Source organism: Stutzerimonas stutzeri (genome assembly GCF_002890895.1).
GTDB lineage: Bacteria > Pseudomonadota > Gammaproteobacteria > Pseudomonadales > Pseudomonadaceae > Stutzerimonas > Stutzerimonas stutzeri_AB.
The window spans coordinates 79,220-96,766 of sequence record NZ_POUL01000010.1 but is presented as its reverse complement, the minus strand read 5'-3'; the positions used below and the strand labels follow the sequence as shown (position 1 = coordinate 96,766).

Below are 17,547 nucleotides of genomic sequence, written 5' to 3'. Positions count from 1 at the left end.
GCGTTTATGGCGAGTACCCCGGCGGAATACATCCAGCATCACCTGCAGAATCTGACCTACGGAAAACTGCCGGAAGGTTACGTACGCGCAGACGGCTCGGTCGTCGACCAGGCTACCTGGACCATTGCTCATTCGGGCGTGGAAGCGCGTGACATGGGCTTCATGGCCGTCCATCTCGATACACTCGGATGGTCGCTGTTCATGGGACTCATCTTCGTGCTGGTGTTTCGCATGGCGGCCAAGGGCGCTACTGCGGGTACCCCAGGCCGTTTGCAGAACTTCGTCGAGATGTGCGTCGAGTTTGTCGAAGGCGTGGTGAAAGACACCTTCCATGGTCGCAACGCGCTGATCGCGCCGCTGGCCCTGACGATTTTCGTTTGGGTGTTCCTGATGAACAGCCTGAAATGGATTCCGGTCGACTACATTCCAGGTCTAGCGAGCATGTTGGGCCTGCCATACTTCAAGATCGTACCGACTGCGGACCCGAACGGAACCTTCGGTCTGTCGCTTGGCGTGTTCATTCTGATTCTGTTCTACAGCTTCAAGGTCAAGGGCTTCGGTGGCTTTACCAAAGAACTGGCTTTCACGCCGTTCAATCACTGGTCGCTTGTGCCGTTCAACCTGTTCCTCGAAATCCTCGGTCTGCTGACCAAGCCGTTGAGCCTGGCTCTACGACTGTTCGGCAACATGTATGCCGGTGAGGTGGTATTCATCCTCATCGCGCTGCTGCCGTTCTACGTGCAGTGGACCCTGAATGTACCCTGGGCGATCTTCCATATCCTGGTGATCCCGCTGCAGGCGTTCATCTTCATGGTTCTGACCGTGGTGTATCTGAGCTCTGCGCATGAAGACCACAGTCATGCCGAACTCACGCCGTAACAGTTAAAACCGGTTCAACACGTTTCGTTTTACCAAGAAAACCTTAACCCTTAGCTTCAGGAGCTTTACATGGAACTCGTCTACATCGCCGCCTCTCTCATGATCGGTCTGGGTGCCCTGGGCACTGGCATTGGCTTCGCTCTGCTGGGCGGTAAGCTGCTGGAATCCACTGCTCGCCAACCCGAGCTGGCTCCTCAGCTGCAAACCAAGACCTTCCTGATGGCTGGTCTGCTCGACGCCGTACCGATGATCGGTGTTGGTATCGCGATGTACCTCATCTTCGTTGTCGCTGCTTAAGACTTTTCCGGTTCCTGATGGGGTTCGCATGGCGAGCCCCGTTGCCGTGGAATTGACAACCGCGTCGAACGAGATAGCACGAGGTATATCGCTGTGAACATTAACTTGACGCTGTTCGGTCAAACGTTCGCCTTCGCTATTTTCGTCTGGTTTTGCATGAAGTACGTATGGCCGCCGATCACCAAGGCCATGCAAGAACGCCAGAAGAAAATCGCCGAAGGACTGGACGCCGCAGGCCGTGCGCAGCAAGACCTAAAGTTGGCTCAGGAAAAGGTTTCCAACACTCTCCGTGAGACCAAAGGGCAAGCTGCCCAGATTCTTGAGCAAGCCAATAAGCAAGCCAACGCCATCGTTGAGGATGCCAAGCAACAGGCGCGCGCCGAAGGCGAGCGACTGGTAGCCGGCGCCCGCGCCGAGATCGAGCAGGAAGTGAATCGTGCCAAGGAGCAACTGCGTAACCAGGTAGCCGTGTTGGCTGTCATGGGTGCGGAGAAGATTCTGGAGTCCCAGGTGGACGCCAAGGCACACAACGATCTGGTCGAAAAACTGGCCTCCCAACTCTAAGCGAGGCAAGCGATGATCAATACCCAGACGCTTGCTCGGCCCTATGCAAAGGCCGCTTTCGAGTTTGCCAGCGCGGCTGGCCGGATTGATGCCTGGTCGGGCATGTTGAGCCTGGCTGCGGTCGCTGTTGACGTTCCCCAAGTTACCGAACTGCTTAAGAACCCGCGTCTGACCAGCGAAAGCAAGGTCCAGACATTGGTTCAGCTGTTCGGTAGCGACATCGATGAAGCATTCCGAAACTTCGTCTCCACTTTGGGCGATAACGATCGTCTGGATGTGTTGCCGACTATTCGGGAGCTGTTCGAGGAACTCAAGGCTGAGGCCGAAAAGACACTCGACGTTGAAGTGCAGACGGCCTTCGAGCTGACCTCTGTGCAACTCCAAACTTTGGCTGCCGCCTTGTCGAAGCGGCTAGATCGTACCGTCAACCCCCAGCAGGTCGTGAACCCTGCGCTGATCGGCGGCGTTGTTATCCGCGCCGGCGATGTGGTTGTCGACGGTTCGGTCCGCGGCAAACTGAGCCAGTTGGCCGAATCGTTGAAATCCTGATTTGAGGGTCGTGGCATGCAGCAACTGAATCCTTCCGAGATTAGTGAAATCATAAAGCAGCGCATCGGCAGCTCCGATGTGTCTGCTCAAGCGCGCAATGAGGGTACCGTCGTCAGCGTTTCCGACGGTATCGTGCGCATTTACGGCCTGGCCGACGTGATGTACGGGGAGATGATCGAATTCCCCGGTGGCGTCTTCGGCATGGCCCTGAACCTGGAGCAGGACTCTGTAGGTGCCGTTGTATTGGGCGCGTACCAGAGCCTGACCGAAGGCATGAGTGCCAAGTGCACCGGTCGCGTACTGGAAGTTCCGGTTGGTCCGGAACTGCTGGGTCGCGTCGTTGACGCTCTGGGCAACCCCGTTGACGGCAAGGGCCCAGTCAATGCTCAGGCAACTGACGCTGTCGAGAAAGTCGCACCGGGCGTGATCTGGCGTAAGTCGGTCGACCAGCCGGTTCAAACCGGCTACAAGTCGGTCGATGCGATGATCCCGGTCGGTCGTGGTCAGCGCGAGCTGATCATCGGCGACCGTCAGATCGGTAAAACCGCTCTGGCCATCGACGCGATCATCAACCAGCGCAACAGCGGCATCAAGTGCGTCTACGTGGCCATCGGTCAGAAGCAGTCGACCATCGCTAACGTGGTGCGCAAGCTGGAACAGCACGGTGCACTGGCCAACACCATCATCGTTGCCGCTTCGGCTTCCGAATCCGCTGCGCTGCAGTTCCTGGCACCTTACGCTGGCTGCACCATGGGCGAATACTTCCGTGATCGCGGCGAAGACGCACTGATCGTTTATGACGATCTGTCCAAGCAGGCTGTCGCCTATCGTCAGATCTCCCTGCTGCTGCGCCGTCCGCCAGGACGCGAAGCCTATCCAGGTGACGTTTTCTATCTCCACAGCCGTCTGCTGGAGCGTGCATCGCGCGTTTCCGAAGAGTACGTCGAGAAGTTCACCAATGGTGCCGTGACTGGCAAGACCGGTTCCTTGACCGCTCTGCCTATCATCGAAACCCAGGCTGGTGACGTATCTGCGTTCGTTCCGACCAACGTGATTTCGATCACCGACGGCCAGATCTTCCTTGAGTCGTCGATGTTCAACGCCGGTATCCGTCCGGCCGTTAACGCCGGTATCTCGGTATCCCGCGTCGGTGGCGCCGCTCAGACCAAGATCATCAAGAAGCTTTCCGGTGGCATTCGTACCGCACTGGCTCAGTACCGTGAACTGGCGGCCTTCGCCCAGTTTGCCTCTGACCTGGACGAAGCGACCCGCAAGCAGCTGGAGCATGGTCAGCGTGTCACCGAGCTGATGAAGCAAAAGCAGTACGCGCCGATGTCCATTGCCGACATGGCGGTGTCCCTGTACGCAGCCGAGCGCGGCTTCCTGCAGGACATCGAAGTAGCCAAGGTTGGTGCCTTCGAGCAGGCGTTGATTGCCTATTTCCATCATGAGCATGCTGCTCTGCTGGACAAGATCAACGTGAAGGGCGACTTCAACGACGAAATCGACGCAGGCATCAAAGCCGGTATCGAGTCGTTCAAGGCCACCCAATCCTGGTAAGCCGCAGCGGGAGCCGCGAGGCTCCCGCTTGCTAACCCGATAGGTGTCAAATGGCAGGCGCAAAAGAGATTCGCAGCAAGATTGCGAGCATCAAAAGCACGCAGAAGATCACCAGCGCCATGGAAAAGGTGGCGGTCAGCAAGATGCGCAAGGCACAGATGCGCATGGCTGCCAGCCGTCCCTATGCGGAGCGGATCCAGCAAGTTATTGGTCACCTGGCCAATACCAACCCTGAATACCGTCATCCGTTCATGGTTGAGCGCCCGGTCAAGCGTGTCGGCTACATCGTCGTGTCGTCCGATCGTGGCCTGTGCGGCGGCTTGAACACAAACCTGTTCAAGGCGCTGATCAAGAACATGAAGGAATGGCACGACAGTAAAGTCGAAGCTGACCTGTGCGTGATCGGTAACAAGGGTGCGAGCTTCTTCCGCAGCTTTGGCGGCAATGTGGTCGCGGCAGTCAACGGACTTGGCGAGGAGCCGTCGATCAATGATCTGATCGGCAGCGTCAAAGTCATGTTGGATGCTTTCGATCAAGGCCGTCTGGACCGTCTCTACCTGGTGTCGAACAAGTTCATCAACACCATGACGCAGAAGCCGACCGTAGCTCAGTTGCTGCCGTTGGCCGCGAGCGACGATCAGACCGCGCCGAAAGGTAAGTGGGACTATCTGTACGAACCCGACGCTCGCCTGTTGCTGGACGCGCTGCTGGTTCGCTATGTCGAATCCCAGGTCTACCAGGCCGTGGTCGAAAACGGCGCCGCCGAACAGGCAGCCCGGATGATCGCCATGAAGAACGCAACCGACAACGCCGGTGAGCTGATCAGCGACCTGCAACTGGTCTACAACAAGGCCCGTCAGGCTGCGATCACGCAAGAAATTTCGGAAATCGTCGGCGGCGCTGCCGCGGTTTAAGAACGGTTCAAATATTCAGAGGAACCAAACATGAGTAGCGGACGTATCGTTCAAATCATCGGCGCCGTTATCGACGTGGAATTTCCGCGCGATCTGGTACCGAACATCTATGACGCGCTGAAAGTGACCGGCGCCGAAACGACCCTGGAAGTTCAGCAGCAGCTGGGCGACGGCATTGTCCGTACCATCGCCATGGGTTCGACCGAAGGCCTCAAGCGTGGCCTGGACGTCAGCAACACTGGCGCAGCCATCTCCGTACCGGTGGGCACTGCCACACTGGGCCGGATCATGGACGTGCTGGGCAACCCCATCGACGAAGCCGGTCCGATCGGTGAAGAAGAGCGCTGGGGTATCCATCGCGCGGCGCCGAGCTATGCCGAGCAGGCTGGCGGCAACGAGTTGCTGGAGACTGGCATCAAGGTTATCGACCTGGTTTGCCCGTTCGCCAAAGGCGGTAAGGTCGGTCTGTTCGGTGGTGCCGGTGTGGGCAAGACCGTAAACATGATGGAACTGATCCGTAACATCGCGATGGAGCACAGCGGTTATTCCGTGTTCGCCGGTGTGGGTGAGCGTACTCGTGAAGGTAACGACTTCTATCACGAGATGAAGGACTCCAACGTTCTCGACAAGGTTGCACTGGTCTACGGCCAGATGAACGAGCCACCAGGAAACCGTCTGCGCGTGGCACTGACCGGCCTGACCATGGCCGAGAAGTTCCGTGACGAAGGCAAGGACGTTCTGCTGTTCGTCGACAACATCTACCGTTACACCCTGGCCGGTACCGAAGTGTCCGCCCTGCTGGGTCGTATGCCGTCCGCGGTGGGTTACCAGCCGACACTGGCCGAGGAGATGGGCGTTCTGCAAGAGCGCATCACCTCCACCAAGAGCGGTTCGATCACCTCCGTTCAGGCCGTTTACGTACCTGCGGATGACTTGACCGACCCGTCCCCGGCGACCACCTTCGCCCACTTGGACGCCACCGTGGTTCTGTCGCGTGACATCGCTTCCCTGGGTATCTACCCGGCGGTCGATCCGCTCGACTCCACGTCGCGCCAGCTGGATGCCAACGTGATTGGCCAGGAGCACTACGACACCGCTCGCGGCGTTCAGTACGTGCTGCAGCGCTACAAGGAGCTGAAGGACATCATCGCGATTCTCGGTATGGACGAACTGTCCGAAGCCGACAAGCAGCTGGTATCCCGTGCTCGTAAGATCCAGCGCTTCCTGTCCCAGCCGTTCTTCGTTGCCGAAGTCTTCACCGGTTCGCCAGGCAAGTACGTTTCGCTGAAAGAAACCATCCGTGGCTTCGCCGGCATCCTCAACGGTGACTACGATCACCTGCCGGAGCAGGCGTTCTACATGGTTGGCGGTATCGACGAAGCCATCGAGAAAGCCAAGAAACTGTAACTGGCGCGCCCGCTTGCGGGCGCCAATAAGCTCTGCTGGCGGCGAAGTTTCCAGCAGAGCTCATTACCGAGGCATAAGTATGGCTATGACAGTCCACTGTGACATCGTCAGCGCGGAAGAAGAGCTGTTCTCGGGGCTGGTAGAGATGGTCATCGCCCATGGTCACCTGGGTGACCTGGGTATTCTGCCGGGCCACGCTCCCTTGCTGACTGATCTCAAGCCCGGTCCGGTGCGTGTGATCAAGCAGGGCGGCGAAGAAGACATCTTCTACATTTCTGGCGGCTTCATTGAAGTACAGCCGAACATGGTGAAGGTGCTTGCCGATACTGCTACTCGCGCCAAGGATCTGGACGAAGCGGCGGCGAAAGCTGCAGTTACAGCCGCTGAAAAAGCGTTGCACGAGAAGGGTGCCGAGTTTGACTACGGCTCCGCTGCTGCGCGTCTCGCCGAGGCTGCAGCCCAGCTGCGGACGATCGAGGCGATGCGCAAGAAGTACGGTCGCGGTTGATCCGCTAACGGCTTCATCGCGAACGAGTAAAAGGGTAGCCTTGGCTACCCTTTTTCTTTTTCTGCCACTTGGAAATAACCACCGCGTCGGCCTGCGGCTACGTTTGTTCAGGATCTGCCATGTCTCTCGATATCGTCATTCTCGCGGCTGGTCAGGGTACGCGCATGCGCTCGGCCCTACCGAAAGTTCTCCATCCCGTAGCGGGTCGTTCCATGCTTGGGCATGTCATCGATACCGCTCGCGCACTCGCGCCAAAGGCCATCCACGTGGTCATCGGCCACGGCGCCGAGCAGGTTCGCGAACAGCTGGCTGCGGATGATCTTAATTTTGTGGTGCAGGCCGAGCAACTGGGGACAGGGCATGCAGTGGCCCAAGCGCTCCCGGCACTTTCGGCCGAACGTGTGCTGATCCTTTATGGTGATGTGCCGCTGATCGAGGCGGCGACGCTGGAACGTCTCCTGCAGCAGGTCACCCCACAACAGCTCGCACTTCTCACTGTGAACCTGGCCGATCCCAGCGGCTATGGACGGATCGTTCGCGACGGGCAAGGGGTGGTGCGGGCGATCGTCGAACACAAGGATGCATCTGCGGCTCAAAGGCTCATCACTGAAGGCAATACCGGTATCTTGGCCGTGCCGGGTGAAAGGCTTGCCGACTGGCTGGGCCGGCTATCGAACAGCAACGCCCAAGGCGAGTACTACCTGACCGATGTGATCGCCATGGCGGTCGCCGATGGGCTGGTGGTCGCCACCGAGCAGCCGCTGCATGCAATGGAAGTTCAGGGCGCCAATGACCGCATTCAACTGGCTGAGCTTGAGCGACATTATCAGCAGCGTGCCGCTCGCCATTTAATGGCACAGGGCGTGACGTTGAGAGATCCGGCGCGTTTTGATCTGCGCGGCGAAGTTACTGCCGGTCGCGATGTGCTGATTGATGTAAACGTGATTCTCGAAGGCAAGGTCGTGATCGAGGACGGTGTGGAGATCGGCCCGAATTGCGTGATCCGCAACAGCACGCTACGCCGCGGTTCGGTGGTCAAGGCCAACAGTCATCTCGAAGGCGCGGAATTGGGTGAAGGCGCTGATTGCGGGCCATTTGCCCGTTTGCGCCCCGGCGCGGTATTAGGCGCCAAAGCGCATGTTGGCAATTTCGTCGAGGTGAAGAACGCCAGCTTGGGCGAGGGCGCCAAGGCCGGGCACCTGGCCTATCTGGGCGATGCGGATATAGGTGCACGGACCAACATCGGGGCCGGCACCATCACCTGCAATTACGATGGTGCAAACAAGTTCCGCACGGTCATGGGCGAGGACGTCTTCATTGGCTCCAACAGCTCGTTGGTAGCTCCGGTGACCCTGGGCGATGGCGCAACCACCGGCGCGGGCTCGGTGATCACCGCTGACGTCCCGGCTGAAACTCTGGCCCTGGGACGAGCGCGACAAGCAGTGATCACAGGCTGGCTGCGGCCTCAGAAAGGCCAGAAGTAGCAGCGAGTGCGTTCATCGTTGGGTTGCAGGTCTGGCTCTTCTTTACCAATGACGTCAGACCGTCGCGCTGGTGAGTTGCTCAATCACGACCCGGTGCCGCGATTGGGATCGAAAGGTCAAGCGGCACTGTTAAGCCAGGCGCTAGACAGCTGACCAATCAGCCCTTACGGCCTGATGTGCTATTTACGCGTTGAAGCGTCTCCGCAGTTGACCGTTGCGCAAATATAGGTTTTGATTCGCCAGTTTTTCTTTCGAATCGAAACTTAAGCATGTCGAAACGCAACACTCCGCAACGCCGTCACGCGATACTAGCCTTGCTCAACGAGCAGAGCGAGGTCAGCGTCGACGAGCTGTCCAGGCGTTTCGAGACCTCTGAGGTGACCATCCGTAAGGACCTCGCCGCGCTGGAGAAAAACGGTCTACTGTTGCGTCGCTACGGCGGTGCGGTGCTCTTGCCGCAGGAGCTGATTGGTGACAGTGCGCAGCCGGTATCGCTTTGCAAGCAAGCCATCGCCCGAGCCGCTGTGGCATGCATTCGTGAACATGCGCGAATCATCATCGACAGCGGCACCACTACGGCAGCCATGATCCCGCAACTGGGCCACAAGCATGGTCTGTTGGTCATGACCAATTCGCTGAGTGTGGCCAATGCGTTGCGCGAGCTGGAACACGAGCCAACACTGTTGATGACTGGCGGTACCTGGGATCCACATTCCGAGTCGTTCCAGGGACAGGTGGCCGAACAGGTGCTGCGTTCTTATGACTTCGACCAGCTGTTCATTGGTGCAGACGGTATCGATCTGCAGCGTGGCACCACCACTTTCAACGAGTTGCTCGGCTTGTCGCGGGTCATGGCCGAAGTCGCACGCGAAGTTATCGTGCTGGCCGAGTCCGACAAGATCGGCCGGCGCATACCCAATCTAGAGTTGCCCTGGGGCGACATCCATAACCTTATCACGGACGACCGCCTCACCCCCGAGGCGCGTTCAAGCATTCAGGCCCGCGGTATCAAGTTGATCTGCGCGGCCGTCGAAACCCATCAGGAGTCCTGACCATGTGTGGCATCGTTGGCGCCGTCGCTGAACGTAACATCACCGCAATCTTGCTCGAAGGGCTCAAGCGCCTGGAGTACCGTGGCTACGACAGCGCCGGTGTCGCCGTGCTGGATGCCAGCGGAAGCCTGCATCGTCTGCGCCGTTCCGGCAAGGTCGCCGAGCTGGAGCAGGCGCAACAGGACGAGCAACTTACCGGTCGCCTGGGCATTGCGCACACCCGCTGGGCCACTCACGGAGCACCTTGCGAGCGCAACGCTCATCCACATTTTTCGGGTGATGACCTGGCCGTGGTGCACAACGGCATCATCGAAAACCACGAAGCGCTGCGCCAGCAGCTGAGAGGGATGGGCTACGTTTTCGTGTCCGATACCGACACCGAAGTCATTGTTCATCTGTTGCATCACAAGCTCGGTGAGGTTGGCGACCTGACCGTCGCGCTCAAGGAGGCCGTCAAAGAGCTGCACGGCGCCTATGGTCTGGCGGTGGTCAGCGCGAAACAGCCAGATCGCTTGCTTGCCGCCCGCAGCGGTAGCCCGCTGGTGATCGGCCTGGGCCTGGGTGAGAACTTCCTCGCCTCCGATCAGCTGGCACTGCGTCAGGTCACTGACCGCTTCATGTACCTAGAAGAAGGTGACATTGCCGAGATCCGCCGCGACAGCGTGCAGATCTGGAATGTCGATGGCCAGCCTGTCGAGCGCGAAAGCGTGCAATACCATGAGGGTGCCGAAGCTGCGGACAAGGGCGAGTATCGCCATTTCATGCTCAAGGAAATTCATGAGCAGCCCAAGGTCGTGCAACGTACCCTCGAAGGTCGTCTTGGCGACCAGCAGGTACTGGTGCAGGCGTTCGGCCCGCAGGCGGCTGAGCTGTTCGCCAAGGTGCGTAACGTGCAGATCGTCGCCTGCGGCACCAGCTACCATGCCGGAATGGTCGCTCGTTACTGGCTCGAAGAGCTGGCCGGCATTCCCTGTCAGGTAGAAGTGGCCAGCGAGTTTCGCTACCGCAAGGTGGTGGTGCAGCCGGATACGCTGTTCGTCACCATTTCCCAGTCTGGCGAAACGGCCGATTCTCTGGCCGCGCTGCGCAACGCCAAGGCGCGGACGGAAGGGGAAGGTCGTTATCTTGCCAGCCTGGCTATCTGCAACGTCGGCATCAGCTCCCTGGTGCGCGAATCCGATTTGACCCTACTGACGCAGGCCGGCCCTGAAATCGGGGTGGCTTCGACCAAGGCCTTCACCACGCAACTGGTCGGCCTGTTGCTGCTGACCCTGTCACTGGGACAGGTACGCGGCACCCTGGCGCCAGCACTGGAAGCGGAGCTGATCGACGAACTACGTCGTCTGCCTACACGCCTTGGCGAAGCGCTGGCCATGGACACCACGGTGGAAAAGATTTCCGAACATTTCGCTGAGAAGCACCACACATTGTTCCTCGGCCGTGGCGCGCAATACCCGGTGGCCATGGAAGGGGCGCTGAAGCTAAAGGAAATTTCCTACATTCACGCCGAGGCTTATCCGGCCGGTGAGCTCAAGCATGGTCCGTTGGCGCTGGTCGACGCTGACATGCCGGTGGTCACCGTGGCGCCCAACAACGAATTGCTGGAAAAGCTCAAATCCAACCTGCAGGAAGTACGCGCGCGCGGCGGCGAGCTGATCGTCTTTGCTGATCGTGAAGCGGGCATCGAGAACGGGGAGGGCACCTTTATCGTCAGCATGCCGCACATCCACGATGTACTGGCGCCGATCCTCTACACGATTCCCCTGCAGCTGCTTTCCTATTACGTTGCGGTGCTGCGCGGTACCGACGTGGACCAGCCACGTAACCTGGCTAAATCAGTAACCGTCGAGTAGGCCGTCCGATCTTCCTAAGCGCGTGTGTTGAGCACAGCAAAAAAGCCCGTCAGGGCTTTTTTGCTTTATGGCCTGTTCGACCGGGCTGCGCTCAGAAAACGGTCGAATGTGGCATTCGCTCCGGTAAGCACCTCGGACCAGTCACACGCCGAGCCCTGCTGTTCGAGCTTCTGCAGAAAACTCGGCCATAGTGGCGTCGAGCTGCCGTGGTTCAGATAGCGTAGCGGGGCAGACGGGTAGGCTTCGGCAACGCGCCGCGACAGCACACGACCACCCAGGCGCGAGCCCTCGATCACATAAGCCGCGCCCCAGCTCCAACCGAATGAGGGTGCCATGCCCGGCGGCGTCAACGGCGGCTCTGCGCAGCCCAGGGCCTGGAGGTCTGCGAGCAATGCGTGGCGTCTGCTACGCAGGGGCCAGTCATCAAGCATCGATTCGATACCGGCCCGCTCCAGCTCGATTTCCAGCGGAATGAGCACCTGTGCATGGGCCTGTAGAAAAGCGCGGTAGCCTTCGGGCTGATCCAGTCGATAGGCCGAAAAAGCCGTGTCGACGTGTTGGTGTTGCGGCGCGGTGGCTGCGCGCAGCTGATTTCGCAAGCTGTCCATCACGCCGGGTTGCTTTCCTTCAGCACCATACTCAGCTTTCGCACCAACTGTTCCTCGCGAAACGGCTTCTGAATGATGGTCGCACTGCCCATTCCCAGTTCCCCAAGCTCGGCGTAGCCGGTAATGAACACTACGGGCAACGTGGGGTAGCGAGACGAGATAGCCCGAGCGAGCTCACCTCCGTTCATGCCCGGCATGGCGAAATCGGCAAGTACCAGATCCACCACCGCGCCCTGTTCGAGCATATCCAAGGCCATACGACCACCGTCGGCCTGAACCACTGCGTAACCCAGATTGCTCAGCATTTGTGCGGTCACTTCGCGCACGGCGGGGTCGTCGTCCACCAGCAGTACCTTGTGCGAGGCCTCGTCGATGGGCATGTCCTGCTCATGGTCCGCGACGCCGAGACTGCGTTCTGGGGCGGTCACCCGAGGCAGGTAGACCATCACAGTGGTGCCTGCACCCAGCTTGGTCTCGATGCGCGCCCCGCCACCGGATTGCTTGGCAAAGCCGAACACCTGGGCCAAGCCGAGCCCAGAACCCTTGCCGACTTCCTTGGTGGTGAAGAAGGGTTCGAAGGCTTTCTGCAGCACCTCGTCTGTCATGCCGGAGCCGGTGTCCTTGACCGACAGCACCACGTATTCACCCGGCCCAGGTTCTTCAGCGCGTTCTGCCGGGGCGCTAATCACCGCGTTGTCGGTACGCAGGGTCAGGCAACCACCGGAGCCCATCGCATCTCGCGCGTTGATGGCGAGATTGAGGATGATCATCTCGATTTGCGTAGGGTCGACCAGCGCGTGCCAGAGCCCGGCACGGGTATCGGTTTCGATGGTGACGGAGCCGCCCAAGGTGCTGTGCAACAGACTCAACAGGCCGACCAGCGTGTCGTTGAGATCAACGGCTTTAGGGGCAAGTTGCTGGCGGCGAGCAAACGCAAGCAGCTGACTGGTCAAGGTTGCACCGCGCTCGCCGGATTCCTGAATGTACTGCAGGCGGCTGAGTGATTTGGCCAGTGGTGCGCCGCGTTCCAGGTCATTCTTGAGAAAGCTGGCGCTGGTGAGGATCACCGTCAACAGGTTGTTGAAGTCATGCGCGACACCAGCCGTAAGCTGGCCGACGGCCTCGAGCCGTTGCATCTGTTGCAGCGTGGCTTCGATGCGCTCGCGTTCGGTGATCTGCTCGGTGAGCTCGCGGTTGGCGGCGGCGAGCTTGTCTACCGCCGCTATTTCGCTGGTGATGTCACGCGCCGCCGCATACATCATTCCGGCCTCGGGTACGGCAGTCCAGGACAGCCAGCGGTAGCTGCCGTCACGATGCTGCATGCGGTTGACGAAGCGATCGGTGACGTTACCGCAGCGAATGCGTTCGGTCTCCGCTTGGGTCGCGATGAGATCATCGGCGTGGACCAGTGACCATAACGGTGTGTTGATCAGTTCTTCACGCGGCCAGCCAAGCGCTTCTTCCCAGGCGGGGTTGAGTGCAACCACGGTGGTGTCGAAACGCATCACAGCGAGCAAATCCCGTGACAGTTCCCAGGTCCGGTCTCGTTCTCGGGTACGTTCTTCTACGCGTTCACCCAGGGTCACATTCATGCGCTTGAGCGCTTCGGTCGCCAGTCGCTGCTCGGTAACGTCCATCACCACACCGATGAAACGCTTGCACAGGCCTTCATCGAAAAACGCCTGGCCACGGGTTTCAAACCAGCGAACCTGACCGCTTTCGAGCATGATCCGGTAGTCGGTGGTGTACTCCTTGTCGCCCTTGTCGATGCTGATCGCTTCCCAGACGTGTTCGCGCATGCGCTGCAGGTCTTCTGGGTGGCACAGCGACTCGAAGACATGGATATCCACAGGCGCACGGTCGGCCAAGCCGAACATGGCGCGGCAGCGACGGTCGAGAACCAGCCTGCCGTGCTGTGGGTCGTAGTCCCACATCCCGAGCCTCGCAGCGTCGATAGCCAAACGCGCCCGGACCTCCACTTCGCGCAGCGCTTCCTCTGCGCGCAACCGGCCGCGCCGCTCCTGCACCTCGCTCAATGCCCGCTCGACGGCTTTCGGAAGGAAACCTAAGTTTTGCTTGAGCACATAGTCCACGGCGCCGGAGCGCATCATGTTTACCGCATGCTCCTCACCAAAGACGCCGGAGAGAAAGATGAACGGCGTTTCGGGTGCGAGCTGCCTGGCGTCCTGCAGGGCCAGGCTGCCGGAATAACCGGGAAGAATGAAGTCGGACAGAATCAGATCGAAGCTTCGACGTTGCAGGGCTTCGGCAACACCTGCCTGGTCGAAGACCACTTCGCTATCGAGGCTGTAGCCGCTTCTTTCGAGCGTGACGAGCGCGAGTTCAGCGTCGTGCGGGCTGTCTTCAACAAACAGGACGCTGATAGGTGTTGTCGCCGGCATAACCATCCTGTCGCGGATACCGCACTACATGAAAGGAGTTCTGCTTTGGAGCCTTAAGCATGAGCGGTTAGCTCGGCTCCTCACTGTTCTTGCGATCCCGAAGGGGGCGCTGCAACCGCAGCGATCCAGGTGGCGGCTCATTCAGCACGGCCCAGAAAATCCCCAGATCGGAGATGGCGGCGACGAAATCTCGAAATTCGACCGGCTTGACCACGTAAGCGTTCACTCCGAGCTCGTATGCTCGGACCAGGTCGGGCTCTTCACGGGACGAGGTGAGCATTACCACAGGAATGCTGCGCAATTCTGGGGTGTCCCGAACGGTCTTCAGCACTTCCAGGCCGTCGACCTTTGGCAGCTTCAGGTCCAGCAGGAGCACGGCTGGATTGCCGTCGGCGCGGTCGGCGTGGTCGCCGCGGCGGTGCAGGTAATCCAGGGCCTCGGCGCCGTCGCGCATGACAATAACGTCATTGGCCAGCTGGCTGCGCTCGAGCGCCACCAACGTCAGCTCGAGATCGTGTGGATTGTCCTCGACCAGCAAAATCGGTTTGAGCATTTAGAGTCCCGTACTAAATGGGTGACGCATAGGTAAGTCTGGGGAGTGAAAAGAAGAAGGTTGCACCCTGGTTGACCTCGCCGTTGGCCCAGACCTGACCATCGTGGCGTTCGATGATCCGGCGCACGCTGGCCAGACCAATCCCGGTGCCTTCGAATTCTTCCATGCGATGCAGCCGCTGGAAGACGCCGAACAATTTGTTGGCGTACTGCATGTTGAAGCCCACGCCGTTATCGCGGACGTAGACGATGATTTCCTCGGTGCGCTGTTCGGCACCGATCTCAATAGTGGCGTGCTCGCGTTTGCGGCTGTATTTGATCGCGTTCGAGATCAGATTGCGCAACGCCATGTGGATGAAAGCAGCGTCGGCGACCACGATCGGCATAGGATGGACCTGCCATTCTATTTCGCGACCTTCACAGTCGGGTGCCATTTCCTGACGAATGGATTCAACCAGCGCGGAAAGATTCACATCGGACAAGCGCAACGCGGCGCGACCCATCTGGGAAAAGCTCAACAGATTGTCGACCAGGGTTCCGGCAAAGCGGGCCGCGTCGCCGATGTTGTCGAGAAAGCGCAGGCCGCGTTCGCTGAGCTTGCTGCCCTCGAGCTCTCCGAGCAGCTCGGCATACCCCGCAATGTGCCGCAACGGCGCACGCAGGTCGTGTGAAACGCTGTAAGAGAAGGACTCCAGCTCCTTGTTGCTTTCGCGCAGTTCGCCGGCCAGCTGGGCCATCTCTTCGGCCTTGCGCAGGACGATACCGAGCACTGCTGTGCGCAACTCCAGTGCGCCCTCCAGCTCAACCTGCTGCCAAGGCGTCGCATAGCCGCGTACCGTCTCTTGCCAGCTTTCAAAGCTGTGGCGTGGCGAGAGGCTGCCCTGGCTGTTGATGCGCTTCTCTGGCTGGCCGGCCCAGTTGACTGTCTTGATCTGTTCGCGTCGAAACCAGATCAAGTAATGCGGGTGCAGGCGGGAAATGGAGATCGCCAGCAAACCGGCACAGTGCTCGGCCAATTCAGGTATCGAGGGTACGTCGCGGCTGACGCAGTCGGTGCTGAACACCAGTTGCTCGCGTTGCTTCGACAGCCACTGGGTCAAGCGGACAAGCAAGGCGCCTGGCGGCGTCTCGCCAATCGGTTCGGAATGCTCGCCGGAGACAATGGCGCTGCCGACCGCACCGGCGAATTCCAGTACCACCTGTGGCAAACACTTGAAGCCTTCAATGACGCTGTCGCGGTCAGCCATGGACGACAGCATCTCGACGATCTGCCGTCGCAGTTCGAGTTTGCGCTGCGCCAGGGTCGCAGCTTCCTTGGCTTCGATTTGCAGCGACATGATGCGCCCCAGCAGCTCGCAGGCTGTACGGGTCTGGTAGTTGACCTGGCGAGGCTGGGCGTCGTGGCAGGAAATAAGTCCCCAGAGGCGCCCCTGGATGACGATGGAAATCGACATCGACGCCAGAGTGCCCATGTTGCGCATGTATTGCAGATGAACAGGCGACACGCTGCGCAGCGAGGCGAAGCTCAAGTCCAGCGGCTCTCCGTCAGGTGTGAGCGTGGGCACGACCGGAGAGGGTTGGTAATTGGCGTCCTGGATTACGCGGATCAGGTTGTTGCAGTAGAGCTGACGCGCTTGCGGCGGGATATCCGAGGCGGGAAAACACAGCCCCAGATAACGCGGATAGCCTTCGTCAGCCTGCTCTGCCAATACATGGCCATTGCCCTGGGCATCGAATCGATAGGCTTTGACCCTCCCGAAGCCGGTGATGCGCTTGACCTCGTGAACAGCCAGCTGACAGATGTACTGAAGGTCTTGCGCCTCCTGCAGCTGCACGACGAAGGTGCGCATCAGAGGATATAGCTTGTCGTATGCCGCGCCTGGGCTGCCGGCCGATTCGAACTCGACGATCAGCTTGCCCTTGTAACGGTGCGCCATCAGGGCTAGCGGCGGATGGTTGCTGCGGCCTGGCAGGTTGAAATTGATGTCCCGCAGGTGAAAAGGGTTGTGATCATCGTCGGCCAATGAAGCCAACCCTTCAGCAAAACCGCATTCACCAATGAGTTCGGTCAGCGGCTGTCCCAGCAGCGCCTGCACATCAACGCCGAGCCATTCACGCACGTTTTCGCTGGCCTGGGTAATGGTCAGCTGGGGCTCGCTGAGTACCAGCAGAAAGCCATGAGGCTGAATGCTGCCGGGGATATGGATCGGCTCGTCACCGCACTGGGCGATCGCCTTGGCGAGCGTATCTAGATCTTCAATGGATGCCACAATTTCTCCTGTTCACCCCGTTACGGGCTGATGGCGACGAGCAGGCACCAATTGCGGTTGCTACCTAATGTCTGAGACTGCAAGGCGGACCGTTCATTACCCGCGAAACCCTAGCGGCGCGCCAATTTTTTCCAAACGGCAAATACTTTAGCGCGACTGGTACTGGCTAGCCAATGCGTGGGCTTGTATAAACGCGCATTCTCAAGACCGTCGAAGGGGGCCGTCATGGAAGAAGTAATCGAGCAGCTGCGAGAGCTAAACGAACCGGTGCCGGTACCACTGGAGCTGCCAGACGATGACCGGTTGGTCGAGGTTGAAGAGGAGTTGCTGATCAATCTGCCGTTCGGCCTGCGCGAGTTTCTGCTGACGGTCAGCGACGTAGTCTATGGACGTCTGGAACCGGTCACCGCGGCTGATCCGCAAGCGCACACCTATCTGCCCGAAGTGGCCGCGAACGCGTGGGACGCTGGCGTGGAGCGCGACCTGCTGCCCATCTGCCAGGACGGACCTGATTTCTACGTGGTGGATCTTGAAGGCGAGGTCATGTTGTTCGACGGCAGCGAGCATGAGATGACTGACGAAAGCTGGGAATCGGTCTGGCATTGGGTACGCGACGTTTGGCTGGAGAGCTGATGCGCCGGGTCACCG

16 protein-coding genes are annotated in these 17,547 nt (G+C 59.5%); 12 read left to right on the top strand and 4 right to left on the bottom strand.

The window, feature by feature from the left end; all coding sequences use genetic code 11:
• Positions 1-6 precede the first annotated feature (6 nt).
• The 11 genes from atpB (at position 7) to glmS (ending at position 11,067) form a co-directional block, all read left to right on the top strand.
• Complete coding sequence (atpB, locus tag CXK96_RS17170; protein WP_102837651.1) at positions 7-879, top strand: F0F1 ATP synthase subunit A; 873 nt, start codon at positions 7-9, stop codon at positions 877-879.
• A gap of 69 nt (positions 880-948) precedes the next feature.
• Positions 949-1,176 (top strand): F0F1 ATP synthase subunit C, encoded by a 228-nt coding sequence (atpE, locus tag CXK96_RS17165; RefSeq protein ID WP_102837650.1) that lies wholly within the window; start codon positions 949-951, stop codon positions 1,174-1,176.
• Between the two features lie 93 nt (positions 1,177-1,269).
• Complete coding sequence (locus CXK96_RS17160) at positions 1,270-1,740, top strand: F0F1 ATP synthase subunit B (RefSeq protein ID WP_102837649.1); 471 nt, start codon at positions 1,270-1,272, stop codon at positions 1,738-1,740.
• 12 nt (positions 1,741-1,752) lie between these two features.
• Positions 1,753-2,289 (top strand): F0F1 ATP synthase subunit delta, encoded by a 537-nt coding sequence (locus CXK96_RS17155; protein WP_102837648.1) that lies wholly within the window; start codon positions 1,753-1,755, stop codon positions 2,287-2,289.
• Between the two features lie 15 nt (positions 2,290-2,304).
• Entirely contained in the window at positions 2,305-3,849 is a 1,545-nt protein-coding gene (gene atpA, locus CXK96_RS17150; RefSeq protein ID WP_045422988.1) for a F0F1 ATP synthase subunit alpha, read from the top strand.
• A gap of 50 nt (positions 3,850-3,899) precedes the next feature.
• Entirely contained in the window at positions 3,900-4,763 is an 864-nt protein-coding gene (atpG, locus tag CXK96_RS17145) for a F0F1 ATP synthase subunit gamma (protein WP_102837647.1), read from the top strand.
• Positions 4,764-4,793: 30 nt separating this feature from the next.
• Complete coding sequence (gene atpD / locus CXK96_RS17140; RefSeq protein WP_102837646.1) at positions 4,794-6,170, top strand: F0F1 ATP synthase subunit beta; 1,377 nt, start codon at positions 4,794-4,796, stop codon at positions 6,168-6,170.
• Positions 6,171-6,249: 79 nt separating this feature from the next.
• Complete coding sequence (locus CXK96_RS17135) at positions 6,250-6,678, top strand: F0F1 ATP synthase subunit epsilon (RefSeq protein WP_046163281.1); 429 nt, start codon at positions 6,250-6,252, stop codon at positions 6,676-6,678.
• Between the two features lie 119 nt (positions 6,679-6,797).
• Positions 6,798-8,162: a bifunctional UDP-N-acetylglucosamine diphosphorylase/glucosamine-1-phosphate N-acetyltransferase GlmU gene (glmU, locus tag CXK96_RS17130; RefSeq protein WP_102837645.1), complete on the top strand. Its 1,365-nt coding sequence runs from the start codon at positions 6,798-6,800 to the stop codon at positions 8,160-8,162.
• 269 nt (positions 8,163-8,431) lie between these two features.
• Entirely contained in the window at positions 8,432-9,214 is a 783-nt protein-coding gene (locus tag CXK96_RS17125) for a DeoR/GlpR family DNA-binding transcription regulator (RefSeq protein ID WP_102837644.1), read from the top strand.
• Between the two features lie 2 nt (positions 9,215-9,216).
• Positions 9,217-11,067, top strand: coding sequence for a glutamine--fructose-6-phosphate transaminase (isomerizing) (gene glmS / locus CXK96_RS17120; RefSeq protein WP_102837643.1), 1,851 nt, complete (start codon positions 9,217-9,219; stop codon positions 11,065-11,067).
• Positions 11,068-11,132: 65 nt separating this feature from the next.
• Here glmS and CXK96_RS17115 read toward each other — a convergent pair whose 3' ends face one another.
• From CXK96_RS17115 to CXK96_RS17100, 4 genes are all read right to left on the bottom strand, one after another.
• Positions 11,133-11,675, bottom strand: a complete 543-nt coding sequence (locus tag CXK96_RS17115) for a biliverdin-producing heme oxygenase (protein WP_102837642.1) — start codon at positions 11,673-11,675, stop codon at positions 11,133-11,135.
• A complete protein-coding gene (locus CXK96_RS17110) occupies positions 11,675-14,077 on the bottom strand; it encodes a response regulator (protein ID WP_102837641.1) in 2,403 nt (800 codons plus the stop codon). Before CXK96_RS17110 ends, CXK96_RS17115 begins: the two co-directional genes overlap by 1 nt.
• 67 nt (positions 14,078-14,144) lie before the next feature.
• Positions 14,145-14,630, bottom strand: a complete 486-nt coding sequence (locus tag CXK96_RS17105) for a response regulator (RefSeq protein WP_102837640.1) — start codon at positions 14,628-14,630, stop codon at positions 14,145-14,147.
• Positions 14,631-14,643: 13 nt separating this feature from the next.
• Complete coding sequence (locus tag CXK96_RS17100; protein ID WP_102837639.1) at positions 14,644-16,899, bottom strand: ATP-binding protein; 2,256 nt, start codon at positions 16,897-16,899, stop codon at positions 14,644-14,646.
• A 225-nt stretch (positions 16,900-17,124) separates the two neighbouring features.
• Here CXK96_RS17100 and CXK96_RS17095 point away from each other — a divergent pair, with 225 nt between their 5' ends.
• The gene (locus CXK96_RS17095; RefSeq protein ID WP_102837638.1) at positions 17,125-17,532 is read left to right on the top strand and encodes an SMI1/KNR4 family protein; all 408 of its coding nucleotides are present in this window, start codon (positions 17,125-17,127) and stop codon (positions 17,530-17,532) included.
• The last annotated feature ends 15 nt before the right edge of the window (positions 17,533-17,547 follow it).

Bases quoted from the DNA above. Each gene is read 5' to 3' on its own strand.
- CXK96_RS17125 (WP_102837644.1), top strand. From the start codon at position 8,432: ATGTCGAAACGCAACACTCCGCAACGCCGTCACGCGATACTAGCCTTG.
- CXK96_RS17095 (WP_102837638.1), top strand. From the start codon at position 17,125: ATGGAAGAAGTAATCGAGCAGCTGCGAGAGCTAAACGAACCGGTGCCG.
- CXK96_RS17105 (WP_102837640.1), bottom strand. From the start codon at position 14,630: ATGCTCAAACCGATTTTGCTGGTCGAGGACAATCCACACGATCTCGAG.
- CXK96_RS17155 (WP_102837648.1), top strand. From the start codon at position 1,753: ATGATCAATACCCAGACGCTTGCTCGGCCCTATGCAAAGGCCGCTTTC.
- CXK96_RS17115 (WP_102837642.1), bottom strand. From the start codon at position 11,675: ATGGACAGCTTGCGAAATCAGCTGCGCGCAGCCACCGCGCCGCAACAC.
- CXK96_RS17135 (WP_046163281.1), top strand. From the start codon at position 6,250: ATGGCTATGACAGTCCACTGTGACATCGTCAGCGCGGAAGAAGAGCTG.
- atpE (WP_102837650.1), top strand. From the start codon at position 949: ATGGAACTCGTCTACATCGCCGCCTCTCTCATGATCGGTCTGGGTGCC.
- atpB (WP_102837651.1), top strand. From the start codon at position 7: ATGGCGAGTACCCCGGCGGAATACATCCAGCATCACCTGCAGAATCTG.
- CXK96_RS17110 (WP_102837641.1), bottom strand. From the start codon at position 14,077: ATGCCGGCGACAACACCTATCAGCGTCCTGTTTGTTGAAGACAGCCCG.
- atpG (WP_102837647.1), top strand. From the start codon at position 3,900: ATGGCAGGCGCAAAAGAGATTCGCAGCAAGATTGCGAGCATCAAAAGC.
- atpD (WP_102837646.1), top strand. From the start codon at position 4,794: ATGAGTAGCGGACGTATCGTTCAAATCATCGGCGCCGTTATCGACGTG.
- glmS (WP_102837643.1), top strand. From the start codon at position 9,217: ATGTGTGGCATCGTTGGCGCCGTCGCTGAACGTAACATCACCGCAATC.
- atpA (WP_045422988.1), top strand. From the start codon at position 2,305: ATGCAGCAACTGAATCCTTCCGAGATTAGTGAAATCATAAAGCAGCGC.
- glmU (WP_102837645.1), top strand. From the start codon at position 6,798: ATGTCTCTCGATATCGTCATTCTCGCGGCTGGTCAGGGTACGCGCATG.